Here is an 18,312-nt window from a genome sequence, read left to right as displayed (position 1 = left end):
TAAAGCTCGTCAGGCAATTAGTGGCATTGGTGAAACAGATATTCATACGCAAGAAACGTATGATGTACGCAAACAGAGCGGTATTGCAGTTTAGAAATTTTTACTGATCGAGGTTTACTTTTTGGCATTTAAAGGTGGGGCAAGGCTTTGCGGCATAAATCTTGGTGACTTGCCTGTCGAACGCTTAGAAAAAGTAGGATTGACGCTAAAAGCTGGTATCGTACATTTCTCGATTGCGGCACAGAAACACGCTATGACGAGACATCCCAGTGAGTATGAGTTGTGCGTACCTCATCTTGCGCAAGCTGTAGCCAACCCCACATACGTAGGTCAGGCACCCGACCATAAGGATAAGGGGTTCGAGCTTGTACTGCATGTCCGAAAAGACAATCTAATCGTCTTGCTGGCCATCCATCTCAAGCCCTCCAAAAACGGTGTATACATAGTGAAATCATGCTATCCAATTAATGTCGGCACATTGGATCGCCGTCTTCGCAAGAAGCATCTATTCCGGGTCTGAATACTAAAAGACCCCGACAAAGCGGGGTCTTCAGAAGTTCTCGGCGGGTGCTAAATTCCGCATCTCTTGGCCTTGCGGCTACTAACCCTTTCGGGCGCGTGAGGAAGCCGTTCTCACCTCGAAAACTGTATGTGTCATACACATGGCACAACACGTACCTTTATTCAACACCTAGTTGATTAAATGGTTCCTATCTAAGTTACCACCAACCTTGTAAACTACAACCGCCGCACCGCTGTAGGCTTCCCGTACAAATAGGCAATGCGCTCTATCGCTTCGGACAAGGGCTCCAGTGTAACGCTCATTGTGTGGCCGCTTGCGTGCAGCAGCGTCGAATGGCTGGCCATCATGCCCACGTGGCCTTTCCAAAAGACGAAATCACCACGTTTCAGATTCTTGTAACTGGCGTCCGGCTCGATCAGTTCGCCGACAGAACCTTCCTGCAAGTCCGTATCCCGCAAAGCCCCTTGCCCGGTCATCAAAAGGGACAGCTGTACCAAGCCTGAGCAATCGATGCCAAATCCCGAAACACCGCCCCAAAGATAAGGCGTATGCATGAGGCTTTCGGCAACCGCCACATGGTCCTGTGTCACTTCGTCGATAGGCACCAGATGCTTGGCGATGACTGCCTCTCCGCTTGGCAACATCGCGTAAAGCGTACCGCGACGCTCCTGTCCTCCAGTGATTGTAACAAGCGAGCCCATGGAGAGCGCACGCGACCTCGGATAACGCAGGTCTGAGCCGACATAGACAAAGGTGCGAGGTGCAATGACAATATGCGTAGGCTCATTGGCGCGCACATCAAGCGACGTGTCCACCACATAGCCGACATAGCCGTCGCGCTCGTTCTGTATCCAGCACCAGCCATTGTCGTCCTCAAAAACGAGAACATCATCGCCGTAGAGAAACTGCGTTGTCATGCCCGCATCTCCGCGCGGCTCAGAGCGCACATCCACTACAGGATCAGCGATACGCATCGGATTGCCTTCGACAAAACGGTCAGCCTCCACAAGCCCGCGCAGACCTTCATCCGCAAGATCTGGTCGGTATGCATTCAGCCGTTTGTCGAGTATCCCGGTCGGTTTCAAAGTGGCAATCCTCTTGCTTTGGCGATCACAAGATCCCCGAGCCTTTCAACATAAAGCGCACCCTTTACCGTTCTCTTGACGAGAACGTTGCGCTTGTCTTTTTCGTCGCGATGGCGATCAACCAAACCATAAGCCCCCATTGTGTCGAGAGCGCGGGTGATGACGGGCTTTGTCACGGCAAGCTTGGCCGCCATCGCCCTGATCGTGTGAGGGGGCGGGTCCAGATAAATAGTGAGCAGCACGGCAAGCTGACGCATGGTCAGATCGTGGGCGTCGTCACGCACTTCCGATAGCGCGATTTCCTTCCACAATGTCAGCGCCTGCAAGGGCTTCAGTTCCAGCATGAACGGTTCCGCAATCATTTCGGCTCCGTTCCATTCTATATTGCATACGCTGAAAGACCAAGCTTGTTAGCTTGCCGGATAGCGCTGTCTCAAAAGATGGTAAAGCGCACGGATAGCCTGAGCCTCTCCACCAACAGGTGAATGCGGTTTCTCCACCGGATTCCAGCCGTAGATATCGAAATGTGCCCAAGTCTTCGCTTTGCTGGTAAAGCGCTGCAAAAACAAAGCCGCTGTAATCGAACCGGCGAAACCATCAGTCGTTACATTGTTCATATCGGCGACACGGGAAGATAGCTTGGTATCATAGGGTGCCCAAAGTGGCATGCGCCAAACAGGATCGGCAACAGCAGTAGCACTGGCAGCAATGTCCCACGCGAAGGCATCGTCATTGGAATAGAACGGCGGCAGGTCCGGCCCAAGTGCTACTCGTGCAGCTCCGGTCAAGGTCGCCATATCGATGAGCAGATCCGGTTCTTCTTCGTCGGCGAGTGCCAAAGCATCGGCCAATACCAGCCGCCCCTCAGCATCCGTATTGCCAATCTCCACAGTCAGGCCCTTGCGGCTGGTCAGCACATCGCTCGGCCTGAAAGCATTGGCGGATATCGAGTTTTCGACCGCCGGTATCAGCAGGCGCAGTCGTACGGGCAGCTTGGCATCCATGATGAGTTGCGCAAGCGCCAGCACGTTGGCCGCACCGCCCATGTCCTTTTTCATCAGCAGCATGCTGCTGGCGGGTTTAATATCCAGACCACCCGTATCGAAGCAGACACCTTTGCCCACCAGCGTCACCTTGGGAGCATCTTTCTTGCCCCATTGCAGGTCGATGAGCCGCGGCTCTTCGCTACCGGCACGTCCGACCGCATGGATCATGGGGAAATTCTTTTTCAGCAGCGCATCGCCCTTTATGACATTGACCGATGCCTTATGGTCATCGGCAACCTGCCGTACAGCTGATTCAAGCGCGACCGGCCCCATGTCATTCGTAGGCGTGTTGATAAGATCGCGGGCGAGTGTAACCGCCTTGGCCAGACGCTTTACATCGGCTTTATCTGCTCCCTCCGGCAGCGTCAGGCTGACGCTCGTTTTGTCTTTCTTGGTGTAGCGCGTGAACTTGTAGCCACCGAGAAGAAAGCCAAGCGCTGTCAAATCCGGTTCATTGACGTTTCCAGCTATATGCCATGCGCCCTCCGGCAAAGCCGTGGCGAGCTTTCCCGCTGCCAAGCGATTTTCATCCTTACCCAATCCGAACAGCGCGCCAGCGATCCCGCCATCGTCACCGGGAACGGTTAGGACCCGTCCAGCCTGTCCATCGAAGCCATTCGCCTTTGCCCAGCCAAGCATTACACCTTCAAGACCGGCTGTCGCCAACTCGCCTTTGCGCACAAACCATACAGGTTTGCTGGTGCGCGATTTTTTCGCGGTGATTTCAGCGGTCATAGGCTTCTCCTGATCAAACTTCTGCATCCCGGATCGACATTGTTAAGAGTCCATTAGGGTTAACAGATTATTTCTTTCATATGGGAATGGGTCCGCAGACGATAAGCTGCGCATGGGGCAAATTATGACAGGTCCAGCTTTTATTCAACGCAAGTGCAGTTTCATTTTCTCAGTAGCGTTAATCGCTTTGACGACCGGCATTTCCGGCTGCTCCACAACCGACAAGACGACCACGGGCTCGATCAGTCCTGCAACCAGCGAGTCACCTGCCCTACCGGCGGGTAACTTCGACCAGATGAATGAACAGCAGTTGATGCAGGCATCGACAAGCCTTGGAAACCGCTATCAGAGCAATCCGAAGGATAAAACGGCGGCGGTCAACTATGCCACCGTGCTTCGCATGACCAACCGCAGCGATCAGGCTCTCGCCGTGATGCGCAGCCTGGCCATTGCCTATCCAAAGGACCGCAGTGTATTGGCCGCCTATGGCAAGGCACTGGCGAGCAGCGGCGAGTTTGAAGCAGCGCTGGATTCCTTGCGCAGGGCGCAGACACCGGAGTATCCGGATTGGCGGCTCCTGTCTGCCGAGGGTGCTATTCTCGATCAATTGGGCAAGACCAGCGAAGCACGCGACCTCTACCGCAAGGCATTGCAGGTCAAACCCGATGAAGCCTCCATTTACTCCAACATGGGTATGTCATACGTGCTTTCCGGAGAGCTTAACACTGCCGAGGAGTATTTGCGAAAAGCAGTAGTTTCATCCGGCGCTGATAGCCGTGTGCGTCAAAACCTTGCTCTCGTTGTAGGTCTACAGGGTCGCTTTGATGAGGCCGAAAAGATCGCAAGCCAGGAGCTTTCTCCCCAGCAGGCCCGCACCAATGTCAAATATCTGCGTTCCATGCTGTCGCAGCAAAACTCGTGGAACATGCTGAAAGACAAAAAGCCGAAGGGCTGATGATTCTACCTCCCTCCCCCGGAGAAAAATCATCACCGAGACCCGCTTTGCTTATTTCGGTGTCGCATGTCCGAAGATGCCACCTTGCGCATTGATCTGGATGACTGCCGGACCGAGGATCACACAAAACAAGACCGGCAACAGAAACACGATCATCGGCACGGTCAGTTTTGGCGGCAAGGCAGCCGCCTTCTTTTCAGCGGCCATCAGGCGCATTTCACGGCTTTCGTCCGATAAAACCCGCAGTGCTCCACCAATGGATGTACCGTAGCGTTCTGACTGCGTGAGCGCTTGCACGACCGATTTCACTGTTTCAAGCCCTGTGCGTGTACCAAGATTCTCGTAGGCCATGCGACGTTCCGGCAGGAATGATAGTTCGGCATTGGTCAGCACCAGTTCTTCAGCAAGCTCCGCCGACTGGACACCTATTTCTTCTGATACTTTTTTGAAGGCCGCTTCGATGGACATACCGGATTCCACGCATATCAGCAGCAGATCGAGCGCGTCCGGCCATGCGCCCTGTATAGCGGTCTGGCGCTTTGTGCCGGCGTTCCTGACATAAAGATTGGGCAGGTAAAAACCCACATAGGCGCCGGCAAAGCACGCTGCCATCCGCACGAATGTATTCTGTTGCGCAAGCCCGCCCATCCCGAATATCCAGAAAGCGGCCAGCCCCAGCGTTATGAAAGGCAAGCCAAAACGTGCAGCCAGAAAGATATTAAGGGCATTCTGACCACGGAACCCTGCGGTGCGCAAAGCGGCCGCAGTTTTCTCGTCTGCCAGCGCACGCTGGAGATCAAGGCGTTCTACAAATTGCCGCACGCCTTCACGTTCGACGCGGCGCAGGGAGCTTGATGAGTTCTTGCGTCTGTTCTCGCTCTCGGTCGCAAGACGCGCCCTTTCGCGATTGCGCAACTGGTCCCGTTCCAGCGCTACCGATTTCATTCGGGCCTTCAGCCCCGAGCCGGAAAAGATCGGCATAAGTACGGTTACAATCGTCGCGAAGATGCACACGGCTACCAGAACGGCAAAGATGAATGCCGGGTCATGAATAGCTTTGGAAAATGCGTCGACCATTGGGATATCCGTGCATCTAGAATTTGAAGTTGATCATCTTCTTCATGATCATAATACCGATCGACATCCAGACGGCGGCGCAGCCAAGAACGAAGTGTCCGCTGGAAGTGGTGAAAAGGATCATGATGTAGTCGGGGCTTGTGAGATAGACGAGCGTAGCAACGATAAAAGGCAGCGCACCGATGATGTAAGCCGAGGCTTTTGCTTCCATCGAAAGTGCCTGCACCTTGGCAGCCATCTTCTTCCGGTCCCGCAGAACGCGTGAAAGATTACCCAATGCTTCGGAAAGATTGCCACCGGCTTGCGATTGTATCTGGATAACAATGCCGAAAAAGCTGGCCTCCGAGCAGGGCATGTATTCCGACATACGCATGGCAGCATCAGGGATACTCACCCCAACCTGCTGCTGGTCGACAATACGCCGGAACTCAGTCTTGACGGGCTCCTGTGCCTCCTGCGCGATAAGCCGGATACCATCATTCAGGGGTAGGCCAGAGCGAATGGCACGCACAATGACATCGATGGCATTCGGGAACTCCTGCAGAAAAGCCTTGATCCGGCGCCCTCGCCGGAAATAGACAAACCAGCGCGGTAGGCCAACTGCACCCGCAATGAAGAGACCGGGCGTAAGATATAGCGGCGAGCCCAGAAAAGAGCCGATCAGCATGACGATCAGGCCGGTAATAACCGAATAGACATAAAAACGCGCCGGCGTTACCCGCATTCCCGCCTGCTGAATCAGCATTTTCAACGGTGGTGACTTGATGTTTTTGTCGCGCAGTTTCTGGCGTTGCTCGATATCTTTCAGGGTGTCCTGAACGGATTTCCGGCGCTTGTTCGCCTCAGCCTGCTTGTCGCGCGTGGCAAACTTGCTCAAGCTGTCCGTTGTCATCATTTTCATGGCTTTGAGCCGCTCGGCAGCCTTTTTCTGTTCGGCAATCGTGTCGAAGAAGAAAAAATACGCCAGCGCCGATGATGAGATCATCACCAGACAGACAAAACCCATTTGCGCGAGATCAAGCCCGAACATTCAATGGTTCCTCGGTATGGGCCGCGCTCATAGTTTGGGCTTTTCCATGGAGTCGAGCGCGTTGGCGAGGCGCTGGTCCTCATTGTAGTATCGGGCTCTTTCCCACATATGCGGACGGCTGATACCCGTTGACACGTGATGCCCGGTCAACCTGCCATTGGCGTCTTCACCCGTGATGTCATAGGTCAGGAGATCCTGTGTAATGATCACATCCCCTTCCATGCCGATCACTTCGGTTACATGCGTGATGCGGCGTGAACCGTCGCGCAGGCGGGCAGCCTGAATAATAATATCGACAGAACCCACGATTATCTCGCGCACGGTTCTCTGGGGCAGCGCAAAACCGCCCATGGCAATCATGGATTCGATACGGCTCAGGCATTCGCGCGGGCTGTTCGAGTGGATCGTACCCATGGAACCGTCATGGCCCGTGTTCATGGCTGACAGAAGATCGAAGACCTCCGGTCCGCGCACTTCGCCGACGATGATCCGTTCCGGACGCATACGCAGACAGTTCTTGACGAGATCGCGCATGGTGATTTCGCCCTCGCCTTCGAGATTTGCCGGACGCGTTTCAAGGCGCACCACATGCGGCTGTTGCAGCTGCAATTCAGCCGAGTCTTCGCAAGTGATAATGCGCTCGTCTTTATCGATATAATTCGTGAGGCAATTGAGCAGTGTCGTCTTACCCGAGCCTGTACCGCCGGAGATGACGATATTGCATCGGACGCGCCCGATGATCTGGAGAAGCTCGGCACCGGCTTGCGAAATAGCGCCAAAGCGGACAAGCTGGTCAAGTGTCAGCTTGTCCTTCTTGAATTTACGGATGGTCAATACAGGGCCATCAATTGCGAGCGGAGGCGCAATCACGTTAACACGCGAACCGTCAGGCAATCGCGCATCGCAGATCGGGCTTGATTCATCGACGCGACGGCCCACCTGACTGACGATGCGCTGACAGATGTTCAGAAGCTGCTGGTTGTCACGGAACCGGACTCCTGATTCCTCGACCTTGCCGAGAATTTCGATATAGGTCTTGCGGGCGCCGTTGACCATGATATCCGAGATTTCGTCACGGGCCAGCAAGGGCTCCAGCGGACCATAACCAAGCACATCATTGCAGATATCGTCGAGCAGTTCTTCCTGCTCCGAGATCGACATGGCAAAATTCTTGATAGCGATGATATCGTTGACAATGTCGCGAATTTCTTCACGCGCCACGTCGGGATCAAGCTTCGACAATTGTGCCAGATCAATCGTGTCGATCAGCGCGGCAAAGACCTGCGATTTCGTATCGTAATAGGCTTCGTTTTTCTCGCGCACCGGCATGACGACTTTCGGTGCTTCAACCGGAGAACGTTTTGGCTCCAATATATCTCGTGGCAGCCGCCCTGCATCGGGCTTTATCGCCGCGACAGGAAGAACCGAAGCTCTGAATTCATTTGGCTGGGCATTGCCGCGTTTACCGAACATGATTTCGCTTTACCTGCTCACAACTATTTCTTGCGCTTCAACTTGGAAAACACCGATCCAAATCCGGCCTTCTTACGTGGACTGATTTTTTGCCGCCCCGTCAAAATGTGCGCGATCTCATTGATGCTCTGGACGATAGGGCTGGCTGGGTCTGTTTCACTCAACATCCGACCATTATTGGAAGCATTGCCGAACAGCGCCGGGTCGAAAGGGATCGTTGCGATCGGTTTGATTCCCAGCGGATTACAGAAATCCGCCGATGCAATTTCCGGGCGCTTCGGGATGCCGACCTGATTGAGAATGAGCTGCGGGGCAGTATCGTTCGGACGTAACTGCCTTAAAGTGTCAATGAGGTTTTTCGTGTTGCGAAGATTGGCAAGTTCCGGCGACGCGACGATGACCACTTCATCAGCTCGTGCCAGCGTTGTTCTCGTCCAGCCGTTCCATGTATGTGGAATGTCCAGAATGACATGGGGAACGGAGCGCTGTGCCACATCGATCAGGTGTGTGAATGAATCATCGCGAAAATCAAAGACCCGGTCCAGGCTGGATGGCGCAGCAAGCAGAGACAGATTGTCTGCGCACTGCGCCAGCAGGCGATCAAGATACACGTCGTCAATACGTTCAGGAGAAAACACAGCTTCTGCTATGCCTTGGGCAGGGTCCTGATCGAAATTTATGTTTGCCGTGCCATAAGGCAGGTCCATATCCGCGATCACTACTTCGCTTTTGAACAGCGATGAAATAGTCCAGCCGACATTATGCGCAATGGTTGAAGCGCCTACACCACCCTTCGCACCGATGAACGCAATCGAGCTGCCGAGCGGCTTCGATTCCGGATCACTGTACAGGCCGCCAACCACACCAATGACATCCGAAAGGTCAATCGGCGCCACCATATATTCAGAGATGCCGTTTCGCATCAGCTCCCGGTACAGCCACACATCATTGTAGTGACCGATAATGATGACCTTGGTACTGGGATCACAAACTTCCGAAAGGGTCGCGAGTGCTGGCAGCACATCGCGAGGCGTAGCGCCTGTTTCCAGCAGAATCAGGTTTGGCGTCGGCACTGTTTGAAACAGTTCAACCGCCGCCTCCAATCCCCCCATGTGGATCTGCACATGCGCCTTGGCCATGCGGCGGTCTTCGCTGGCGCGGGATATTTGCTTGGCAACTGCTTCCGTTTCACAAAATGCCTGTATCGAAATGCGCGGAATCGGCCTGTGCACATTCAGCCGCCCGGCTTTGCCATCGCTGCCTGCCTCTTCCAAATATGGGTCTGTGTCCAAGGCCAATTGACTCATTGTCGTATTCCGCCGGTTCGAGAAAAATGCGATTTATTCGAGGTTGTAATCGACTTCCGACCTGTTCGGCATGACCGGCACCGTTGCGCTGCGATACTTGTCGATGACAAAACCACGCCGCTCTGCATCAATAGGTGATGTTGCCCTTGGCCCAAGAAGATCGGCCGGATTGGCAATTTGGGCTGCAAGGTTATTCTGACTGGCACAACCGAAATTGGCATAGTGCTTGTTGTCAGCCGTATCGAGAATGTCTTTCGGCCATTGACCGCATTGGTTTGTGGAAGCTGTCATTGCCGAATAGGACAGACGCACCGGAGCCGATGGTCCCTCCGCATCGTATGTCTCGCTGGAAATGTTGAACGGCTTGACGCCGCCCCGGCGAAGTGTAGCCGCGATGTCATTCTTGAGCCGTGCAGCTGCACGCGCATTTGGCGACCCAGTGGGTATCAGGATATGAATGACCCCTGAGCCGTTACTGCGATAATTGCCGATTGCCTGTTGAATGATACTGCGTTGGGTGATCGATAAATGCGTGTCCGCATGACCGACTGGAATGTCGGCAACCTGCTCCTGCTCCGAAATGACGATGGGGTGGTTTGTCCGATAGTCATCCGGGATACTGGCGGTTGTGTCGCTCCTCTGAGCGCAACCGGCAAGTAAGGACATGGCAAGAACCACCAGAACCGGCTTGAGACCGCTACGCTTGTTTGTGTCGAACATGATTGTGCCCTTACTCATTTGTAGATGTATCCGACATTGCCTTCGTAACGTTCCGCTGGCAGCTTGGCTTCTTTGGACCCGTAGACGCGGTTGACCTGACCGAGGAATATCCCGGCAGCATCGCTTGCCAGATTCAGATTATCATCAGGCCGAGCGAGCGCCGTGCGGGCCACTGGGCGGACAAGGTAGGGTGTGATGATAATGACGAGTTCAGTTTCGTTTCTCACGAAGTCGCGACTGCGGAACAACGTTCCAAGGATCGGCACTTTCGACAAGCCGGGGAAGCTGGAGATCGCTTGGCGCGCATCATCCCGCATGAGGCCTGCAATCATCATTGAACCACCGGAAGGAAGCTCCACAGTGGTATCCGCCAGTCTCTTGCGGATAGAAATAAGGTTGGCATTTGGTTCACGCACGGAGGTTCCAACGGTGAGGGACCCTTCAATCGTCGGCTCTGATACCGATGTGCGTACCTTCAGGCTAATTCTCCCGGGCGATAGAACAACCGGCACAAACTCCAGACCTATACCGTAATCAATAACTCTATGTTCCCGCGTAATCTTACCCTTATCGTCTACATCCTGGCCTGAAAGAAGGTTGTACTCACCGCCTACTTTGAAAGTTGCCTTCTCGCCGGAAATCGCTGTCAGGGTTGGTTCAGCGAGCGTTTTCATGACACCGGCCAATTCCATTGCATTGAGGTATGCACCGATCGTCGTATTGCCGATTGTACCTCCTATGCCCGCTCCTGATCCGCTCAGCGTTTGACCTAGTCCTGTAGCATTCTGGGAAAGACCCGAGAAATTGATGCCGTTGCTAGACCCGGATGCGACGAGATTAACACCCAGCTGCTTCATCACAGTGCGGCTGACTTCGGCGACCGTGACTTTCAGTGTCACCTGATCTTCGCCGGTTATCTGGATCAGATTGACGATCTTGCTGGTTTGGCGTTCTTCATCCTGATCGCCAACGACAACACTCGTACCGCCATTGCCAGTGCCGATTGATGTCTGAGCATATTGGCCGGTTGTCGCTTCACCGCCCGAAACGAGCAGTCTTGCAAGATCGGACGCACGCTTGGCGTCAAGCGGTGTCTGTACTGTTCCGGTCAGAATGACGTTGTCATTCATCAGTTCGACTTTGATATTGGAGTCTGGAATATACTTTTTCAGGCTATCTTCCAGGCCTGCCACGTCGCGTTCGATGATCAGGTCGAAACTCGCGAGCTGCTCACCATTGGGGCCGAACACGAAAACATTAGTCTGGCCTACCTGTTTGCCGAACAGATAGATACGTCGTGCAGTGCGTGTTACCGCATCAGCGACGCCCGGATTGGCGACGAGGATGTCGTAGGCATCAGCCGGCAGATCGACGACCAACGATTTATTCAACCCGAGGTTGATGCGTTTTGCCTCGCCCTGACCTTGGTTAAGCCTGACGACATTGCTTTGTGCAAATACCGGACCTTGCACCGGCAAGGCTGTCAGCACGCAGCCAAGCATGGCAATCGCAACCTTGGATAAAATAGAACCGGTATATTCGCCTGTGAAAACCTTGTCTGGCTTGTTTGCCATTTTATTTGCGCCCCAGAATTTCGGTGATTGTACCGGACTTGATGAGTTTTACATTGCCGGCACGGCCCGGCGAATTGACGAGATATCCAGCGCCCGGACCAGTTACCTCCTGTGCGTCCTGAACAGAGCGCAAGACGAGAGCAAGGCGCGTTGCCATTTGCTGGGAGACGGTCAGTATCTCGGCCTGTTCGGGTGTCAGCTCAAGTGTGGCAGTCGAACCTACCTTCGTCTTGTCGCCGGTCTCATCTTCCTGGATGGTCTGATCGATTGCCAGAACGCGAATATTGGTCAGGATAGTTTCCGTCACATATTGCTTCTGTTCGTCTTCCATCTGGCGGATCATGATGACATCGACATAATCGTTCGGAAGTATAAAACCGCCAGCCGAAGTGTCGGCGGCAATCTGTGTAGCGACAGCCCGCATACCAGCAGGAAGCTGCGCCGACATGAAGCTCTGCCCCTTGCCGATGAGTTTTGCTTCGCGGATTGGTTCACCCGGAAATATCTGGAGGCGAACGGTGGAGCCTTTTAATTCTTCTTCTGCATTCGGGCGCTCGGCTCGCGTAATATAGCCTTCAGTCAAAGCCGAAGCAGGCCACGACTGCCATCGCATCTGCCCTTGCATCTCGGCCCCAACGCCCAGATTTTCAGTCGCGACCAGCACCTCCGGCAATTCTACCTGCGGTTTTGCCTCGGCCTGAACGACAGTGGTTTCAGGTTTCATATTCATGGCGAGATAGCCGGCAGCGCCGGCGGCAGTAACCGCCACGATCAGGATGACCAGTCGTGCTTTTTGCATTTAAGCGCCCCGTTAGACTTTCGTCTCAATACTAAGGTCGCATACTGCCCTGCCAATCGTGTACTTATGGTTAATAAAACGCTTATAAGTATGATTAATGTCGTTTAACGTCTTATATTTTCGGCTGGTAGTCTCTCAAACTACTTGCGCTTGAAGCAAGTCGGAAAGCATAGGCTCACATGTGGACAAGTTGTTGCACAACCCACAGACCGAGAGGCGAAGCCGGGAAGCTCAACAATCCGGCAAGCCCAAGTGCAATCCCGTACGGCACCCCCTCATCCTTCTGCGCAAGCCTGTGCATGAAAGCAAAGCGGGAAGTAAAAACAACGATCGTCTGAGACTTGCGATAACTCAGGATTGCCATCGTAAGGAGCCCGCCCAAGAGGGAGAGAGTCAACAGGTAGCTTACAAGCTCAAGATTCCATCCAAGCCAGATCGCCGTCGCGGACATGAGCTTGGCATCGCCGCCGCCCATTGTCCCGGTAGCAAAAAGCCCGAATGTTGCCGCCAGTACGGCAGCACCTGCCACGAAATGCATAGCGTATTGATCCCAGCCCATGCCGGTGAAAGGCGCGATGACGACGAACGTCACCAGCAGTATAAGAGACACACGGTTCTGGATTGTCATGGACAAAAGGTCGGAAATGGCAGCAAACACCATGGCAAACGGGAAAACGATGAGGATGATAGATTCAATCATTTTCTGAATTACTCCGTAGCTGCCGTAACTTGCTCGGCAACGCTTACGTAAAGCGTGCTGACAGTTTTGCCGAGCGTGCCTGCACTGGCCAGAATGCCGATACTTATGATGGAAGCGATAAGCGTATATTCGATGACCGTTGCGCCGGAATCGTCTTTGAACAGCTTGGCCAATACGGCAGGAAAGCGGTTTACGCGGCGCTTCATGGTCAGCCTCACATCTTCATAGACATCTTCTCGACCCAAAATATCTTTGTGGCATTGCTTTGGGTTTAAGAAACAGACTTAGGGAATAGTAAATTCCGGCCATCCATCTTTATGAACCTCAAAGTCACAGCTGGTATTATGCTTAATATTGTATTGCGGATTTAAATCTTCCTTCATCAATATTGTCCATTTTGCGTGGAGCATTTCCATTTAAAGGGCATTCCATGATCCGGATCAGCATCCAGAAGTTGAGCATAGCAGGAATGGCTTTGGCCGCCCTGTTCTCCACCCTGCCCTTTGCTCACGCCGACACCGGCATTCATGTCGTTATGAATCAGGCCCGCATACTCAAACTCGCGCGACCGGCAGATACTGTGGTCGTTGGCGACCCTGCGATAGCAGATGCTGTTGTTAAGGATGCGCGGACTGTGGTTCTTACCGGCAAAGGCTTCGGTATAACGAACATTGTTATTCTGGATGCCGAAGGCGGAGCAATTGTCGACGACGAAGTTATGGTCAGCCGCAGCGTCGCCAACACTACACGCGTTTATCGCCGCGCCAACGTGCAAACATTGTCGTGCACGCCCTATTGCGAAACCGCTCAAAAGACCGACGCTGAAAAAGAGTCCGATCGCACTATCGGAACCAGTGACTAAGCTGATCAGCGACCTTACCCGTCAAGGTTTAGAAAGGGTGAATTCCACAGCAGCAATTTGGTCCTCGTCCGGAACGGGATATCAACGAATCCCGTGCTAGTCCTCAGTCGGAATGAGGCGGGGCACAAATGCTGCAAACAATAAGAAGACGATCCCGAAACGGGTTATTGCTTGAACGTTTTTTCAAAAACCGTCGCGGCACGGTTGCTATCGAATTTGCGCTGATAGCACTTCCGTTCTTTTTCATGGTTTTCTCGGTCTTCGAAGTAAACCTTGGCTTTACCGCTCAGCAAGCCATGGCAAACTCCACTGACCGGGTGGCGAGGCAAATCCTCACGGGGCAATTGCCTGCGACAACCCTCACAATGGCGACTTTGAAGCAGAAAATCTGCGAAGGCCTGTTGATGCCGGAGAACGGCTGTCCCAACCTCGAAGTAGATTTGAAGTCCTATACGAAATTCTCCGACATACCCAAGACCCTGCCGATCAAGTCCAATGGCGACGTCAACAATGCGGGTTTTGTCAGCAGTCCCGGCGGCTCCGGCAAGATCAACCACCTGCGGGTGTTTTATCGCTATCCGGTCGTGACAGATTTCCTGCAGCGCCGCATCACAGGTACGACGCGGGTCCTTATCTTCTCAAGTGCGACGTGGCGAAATGAAAGTTATCTCTAGGATAAATTCGGCCTTAGGCGCCGCACTCTACTGCTTCGGCTCTTCCTGCCTGCGGTTTCTCAAGGACCGGCGTGGTGTGGCAGCCATGGAGTTCGCCCTGATCGCCCCTGTGCTCATCGTGCTCTATATGGGAAGTGTCGAGATTGTCACGGGAATAGACGTCAACCGCAAATTGAACCGTGCTGCTACTACCATGTCTGCTCTCTTGACGCAGGAAAAGGATACAACCACACCTGCGAACATAAAAGGCATTATGGATCTCGGCGCGGCGGCATTTCTGCCCTACGCGCGCGACACACCACAAATAACGGTTACAGCAATAGATGTCTCCTCGGATGGCAAGAAGGCAACAGTCGCCTGGTCCTTCCGGAGGGTTAATGGTGTCGACACCGTTCCGTTCGCAAAGAACTCAGCCATTACTCTTGAACCCAGCCTGCTCATCAAGGATTCGTCAGTTATTCGCGTTGACATGAGCATCGCCTATGTCCCCCTCATGGCTTGGACCATTACAAGTCACACGAGTAAAGCAAATGGCACGTCGGCGGTAGGAATTACCCTTTCTGATCGCGCTTTCGGGCGGGTGAGAATGGAGAAATCCGCCAAGTGTAGTGCTTGCTGAGCAGTCATTCACTTTCACTAGTTTGTCTTTGGGCAGCGTTTCACCTATCTGTGGGTACTGATTTCCACGGAGTGAGGCATGTCTCGCGCTTTTCTTTTTGTATTGGATAGTTTTGGTATTGGCGGTGCGCCGGATGCCGCAGCCTTTGGTGACGAAGGTTCCAACACCTATGGTCATATCCTGGAAGCTTGTAATGTAGGACACGGCGATAAGGATAGTCTTCGCTCAGGTCCGCTTTTTCTGCCAAATCTCGGTTCGCTAGGCTTGGCTCATGCTGCAAACCTTGCATCTGGTTTTCCTTTGCCACTACGATTACCCTCCCCATCTGGCCTATGGGGTGCCGCAGAAGAAGTTTCGAATGGCAAGGACACACCATCCGGCCATTGGGAGATCGCCGGTGTACCGGTCACTTTCAGCTGGGGTTATTTTCCGCAGACAATCCCTACCTTTCCGGAAAGTCTCGTAAGCGCCGCTGTGCAACGGGCAGATTTGCCCGGTATTCTCGGTAACAAACATGCTTCCGGCACCGATATTATCGAGGAGTTCGGAGAAGAGCACATCCGCACCGGCAAGCCGATATTCTATACGTCTACCGACAGTGTTATTCAGATCGCTGCCCATGAAACGCATTTCGGGCTACAGCGGCTCTATGACCTTTGCAGGATCGTGCGTGAACTGGTCGACCCACTGAATATCGGGCGGGTAATAGCACGGCCCTTCCTCGGTGAAACCAGTGAAACATTCGAGCGGACCGGCAACCGCCGCGACTACTCCGTTCCACCGCCGGAACCGACATTGCTTGACAGGCTCACCGATGAGGGGCGTACGGTATTTGCGATCGGCAAGATCGGCGATATCTATGCGCATCGCGGTGTGAGTGATGTACGCAAGGCGAACGGTAACATGGCGCTTTTCGATGAAACATTGAAGGCAATGGATGAAGCAAAGGATGGCGATCTCGTTTTCACCAACTTTGTTGATTTCGACATGCTCTATGGCCATCGCCGCGATGTGCCGGGCTATGCGGCAGCGCTGGAAGCATTTGACCGGCGGTTGCCGGAAGCGCTGGCCAAACTGCAACCCGGCGACCTGATGATACTGACCGCCGATCATGGCTGCGATCCAACCTACAAGGGAACGGACCATACGCGCGAGCGGGTTCCGGTTCTGTGTGCCGGAGCCGGTTTGCCCCGTGCTTCTTTCGGCATTCGCCCCGGATTTGCCGACATTGGCGAAACGATTGCCGCGCATTTGAACATTGCCGCAGGCAGGCATGGCAAGAGTTTTTTGAAGAGCACCGATGCCTGAGCTGCCCGAAGTCGAAACAGTAAAGCGCGGTTTGCAACCTTCCATGGAAGGGGCGACCATTCGTGAGGTGGAACAGCGGCGCCCCGATCTGCGCTTTCCGTTCCCGGAAAAGTTTGCAGAACGTTTGACCGGACACCGCATCTCATCTCTGGAGCGGCGTGCCAAGTACCTTATCTTCCATCTCGACAATGGCCTTGGCCTGATCAGCCACCTTGGCATGTCCGGCTCTTATCGCATTGAACAGGAAGATGGCAGCGATGTCCCCGGGAGTTTCCATCATGAGCGATCCAAAAGCTCGTCGCATGACCATGTGGTGCTGCATCTTGCCGGAAGCGACGGGATCAACCGGCGCATTGTCTATAATGACCCGCGCCGCTTCGGCTTTATGCTTTTTGCCGAACCGGATCAGCTCAATGCACACCCTCTTATAAAGGACCTTGGCACCGAACCGACAGGCAACAGCCTGGACGGATCTCTTATTGCCAGGCTTTTTGCTGGAAAAGCCGCGCCGCTGAAGGCAGCTTTGCTGGATCAGAAACTCATCGCCGGTCTCGGCAATATATATGTGTGCGAGGCGCTCTGGCGCGCGGAGCTTTCTCCGGTGCGCATGGCCGGCAGCATTGCCGGTCCGGATGGCAGTGCTACGCCCATGTCTGATCGTCTCGCAACATCCGTACGCAACGTCATAGCTGACGCGATAAAAGCTGGCGGCTCCAGTCTGAAGGATTACGCGCAGACCAACGGAGAGCTTGGATATTTCCAGCACTCGTTTTCGGTTTATGATCGCGAAGGTTCCCCTTGCCCGCGCGAGGGTTGTGGTGGCACGATATCGCGTATCGTCCAAAGCGGCCGCTCAACTTTCTACTGTCCTGTCTGCCAGCATTAGGAGAATTTCTTATGGCTTATGAAAACATCATCGTGGAGACGCGCGAGAAGGTTGGGTTTATCCAGCTCAATCGCCCAAAAGCGCTCAATGCGCTGAACTCCGCCTTGCTGGCAGAATTGATTACTGCGCTCGAACTCTTCGAGAAAAACGCCCGAATCGGCGCTATAGTCATCACCGGTTCCGAAAAAGCATTTGCCGCCGGTGCCGACATCAAGGAAATGCAGACCTTGCAGTTTGCCGACGCCTATACCGGCGATTTCTTCAGTGGTTGGGAACGTGTGACCAGCATCCGCAAACCGATGATCGCTGCGGTTGCGGGCTATGCGCTGGGCGGTGGCTGCGAACTTGCCATGATGTGCGATTTCATCATTGCCGCAGATACGGCCAAATTTGGCCAACCGGAGATTACGCTGGGTGTCATGCCCGGCATGGGCGGCTCACAGCGGCTGACGCGCTTCGTCGGCAAGTCCAAAGCCATGGATATGTGCCTGACCGGCCGCATGATGGATGCCAGCGAGGCGGAACGCAGCGGCTTGGTTTCCCGCGTGGTTCCCGCAAACGAGCTGGTCGAGGAAGCCTTGAAGGCTGCTCAGAAGATCGCATCCTTCTCCTTGCCCGTCGTCATGATGACGAAGGAGACCGTGAACCGCTCCTATGAGACAACGCTGACTGAAGGGCTGCGTTTCGAGCGCCGCGTGTTCCATTCAATGTTTGCACTGGAAGACCAGAAAGAAGGCATGGCCGCCTTTGCCGAAAAACGGACGGCCAACTTCAAGGACAGATAAGACTGTAATGATTGTTTGACAGGCTCAGATGGCGTCATGCCGGTCGCCGAAAAGCCTGTCGGGCGGGGCGATGCGAATTTGCGGAAACTCTCCACAGATTCCAAGTTGACGCAAAAGCAAACGTCATCTATAAGCCCGTCAACGTTCGGTGGCC

Annotated in this window: 19 protein-coding genes; 7 read left to right on the top strand and 12 right to left on the bottom strand. The window is 53.9% G+C overall.

Translation table 11 applies throughout. The features are described 5' to 3' along the window. Positions 1-738: 738 nt before the first annotated feature. Genes ABKW30_RS06105 through ABKW30_RS06095 form a run of 3 tightly spaced genes read right to left on the bottom strand, consistent with a single transcriptional unit; the run spans position 739 to position 3,389 of the window. Positions 739-1,608 (bottom strand): NlpC/P60 family protein, encoded by an 870-nt coding sequence (locus ABKW30_RS06105; protein ID WP_348597432.1) that lies wholly within the window; start codon positions 1,606-1,608, stop codon positions 739-741. After that, positions 1,605-1,970, bottom strand: a complete 366-nt coding sequence (locus tag ABKW30_RS06100; RefSeq protein WP_348597430.1) for a MarR family transcriptional regulator — start codon at positions 1,968-1,970, stop codon at positions 1,605-1,607. The genes ABKW30_RS06105 and ABKW30_RS06100 overlap by 4 nt, the downstream gene beginning before the upstream one ends. A 48-nt stretch (positions 1,971-2,018) precedes the next feature. Next, the gene (locus ABKW30_RS06095; RefSeq protein WP_348597429.1) at positions 2,019-3,389 is read right to left on the bottom strand and encodes a leucyl aminopeptidase family protein; all 1,371 of its coding nucleotides are present in this window, start codon (positions 3,387-3,389) and stop codon (positions 2,019-2,021) included. Positions 3,390-3,513: 124 nt separating this feature from the next. On the opposite strand from ABKW30_RS06095, the gene ABKW30_RS06090 reads away from it, so the two are divergent. Continuing rightward, complete coding sequence (locus ABKW30_RS06090; protein ID WP_348597428.1) at positions 3,514-4,344, top strand: tetratricopeptide repeat protein; 831 nt, start codon at positions 3,514-3,516, stop codon at positions 4,342-4,344. A 51-nt stretch (positions 4,345-4,395) separates the two neighbouring features. On the opposite strand, the gene ABKW30_RS06085 is transcribed toward ABKW30_RS06090, so the two are convergent. The 9 genes from ABKW30_RS06085 to ABKW30_RS06045 all read right to left on the bottom strand — a co-directional run bounded on the left by ABKW30_RS06085 (position 4,396) and on the right by ABKW30_RS06045 (position 13,230). Then, positions 4,396-5,421: a type II secretion system F family protein gene (locus tag ABKW30_RS06085; protein WP_348597427.1), complete on the bottom strand. Its 1,026-nt coding sequence runs from the start codon at positions 5,419-5,421 to the stop codon at positions 4,396-4,398. Between the two features lie 16 nt (positions 5,422-5,437). Further along, positions 5,438-6,451, bottom strand: a complete 1,014-nt coding sequence (locus ABKW30_RS06080) for a type II secretion system F family protein (protein WP_348597425.1) — start codon at positions 6,449-6,451, stop codon at positions 5,438-5,440. A gap of 27 nt (positions 6,452-6,478) precedes the next feature. Continuing rightward, the gene (locus ABKW30_RS06075) at positions 6,479-7,924 is read right to left on the bottom strand and encodes a CpaF family protein (RefSeq protein ID WP_348597423.1); all 1,446 of its coding nucleotides are present in this window, start codon (positions 7,922-7,924) and stop codon (positions 6,479-6,481) included. Positions 7,925-7,947: 23 nt separating this feature from the next. Next, a complete protein-coding gene (locus ABKW30_RS06070) occupies positions 7,948-9,231 on the bottom strand; it encodes a CpaE family protein (protein WP_348597421.1) in 1,284 nt (427 codons plus the stop codon). A gap of 33 nt (positions 9,232-9,264) precedes the next feature. Beyond that, complete coding sequence (locus tag ABKW30_RS06065) at positions 9,265-9,969, bottom strand: CpaD family pilus assembly protein (RefSeq protein ID WP_348597420.1); 705 nt, start codon at positions 9,967-9,969, stop codon at positions 9,265-9,267. Next, positions 9,966-11,525 (bottom strand): type II and III secretion system protein family protein, encoded by a 1,560-nt coding sequence (locus tag ABKW30_RS06060; RefSeq protein ID WP_348597419.1) that lies wholly within the window; start codon positions 11,523-11,525, stop codon positions 9,966-9,968. Before ABKW30_RS06060 ends, ABKW30_RS06065 begins: the two co-directional genes overlap by 4 nt. Position 11,526: 1 nt before the next feature. Beyond that, complete coding sequence (cpaB, locus tag ABKW30_RS06055; RefSeq protein ID WP_348597417.1) at positions 11,527-12,324, bottom strand: Flp pilus assembly protein CpaB; 798 nt, start codon at positions 12,322-12,324, stop codon at positions 11,527-11,529. A gap of 175 nt (positions 12,325-12,499) precedes the next feature. Beyond that, positions 12,500-13,024: a prepilin peptidase gene (locus ABKW30_RS06050; RefSeq protein ID WP_348597415.1), complete on the bottom strand. Its 525-nt coding sequence runs from the start codon at positions 13,022-13,024 to the stop codon at positions 12,500-12,502. An 8-nt stretch (positions 13,025-13,032) separates the two neighbouring features. Next, positions 13,033-13,230 carry a Flp family type IVb pilin gene (locus ABKW30_RS06045; protein ID WP_348597413.1) on the bottom strand — a complete coding sequence of 66 codons (198 nt, stop codon included), beginning with the start codon at positions 13,228-13,230 and terminating at the stop codon, positions 13,033-13,035. A 224-nt stretch (positions 13,231-13,454) separates the two neighbouring features. Here ABKW30_RS06045 and ABKW30_RS06040 point away from each other — a divergent pair, with 224 nt between their 5' ends. The 6 genes from ABKW30_RS06040 to ABKW30_RS06015 all read left to right on the top strand — a co-directional run bounded on the left by ABKW30_RS06040 (position 13,455) and on the right by ABKW30_RS06015 (position 18,158). Further along, the gene (locus ABKW30_RS06040; protein ID WP_348597412.1) at positions 13,455-13,886 is read left to right on the top strand and encodes a pilus assembly protein N-terminal domain-containing protein; all 432 of its coding nucleotides are present in this window, start codon (positions 13,455-13,457) and stop codon (positions 13,884-13,886) included. A gap of 167 nt (positions 13,887-14,053) precedes the next feature. Next, entirely contained in the window at positions 14,054-14,560 is a 507-nt protein-coding gene (locus tag ABKW30_RS06035; RefSeq protein WP_348597410.1) for a TadE/TadG family type IV pilus assembly protein, read from the top strand. Beyond that, entirely contained in the window at positions 14,544-15,179 is a 636-nt protein-coding gene (locus ABKW30_RS06030; RefSeq protein ID WP_348597409.1) for a TadE/TadG family type IV pilus assembly protein, read from the top strand. The genes ABKW30_RS06035 and ABKW30_RS06030 overlap by 17 nt, the downstream gene beginning before the upstream one ends. A 78-nt stretch (positions 15,180-15,257) precedes the next feature. Then, the gene (locus ABKW30_RS06025; RefSeq protein ID WP_348597407.1) at positions 15,258-16,487 is read left to right on the top strand and encodes a phosphopentomutase; all 1,230 of its coding nucleotides are present in this window, start codon (positions 15,258-15,260) and stop codon (positions 16,485-16,487) included. After that, complete coding sequence (mutM, locus tag ABKW30_RS06020; protein WP_348597405.1) at positions 16,480-17,373, top strand: bifunctional DNA-formamidopyrimidine glycosylase/DNA-(apurinic or apyrimidinic site) lyase; 894 nt, start codon at positions 16,480-16,482, stop codon at positions 17,371-17,373. Before ABKW30_RS06025 ends, mutM begins: the two co-directional genes overlap by 8 nt. An 11-nt stretch (positions 17,374-17,384) precedes the next feature. Continuing rightward, positions 17,385-18,158, top strand: a complete 774-nt coding sequence (locus ABKW30_RS06015; protein WP_348597403.1) for an enoyl-CoA hydratase — start codon at positions 17,385-17,387, stop codon at positions 18,156-18,158. Positions 18,159-18,312: the final 154 nt, after the last annotated feature.

The sequence above is a fragment of the Phyllobacterium sp. SB3 genome, from assembly GCF_040009165.1.
GTDB lineage: Bacteria > Pseudomonadota > Alphaproteobacteria > Rhizobiales > Rhizobiaceae > Phyllobacterium.
This window is presented reverse-complemented; position numbering and strand designations above follow the sequence as displayed.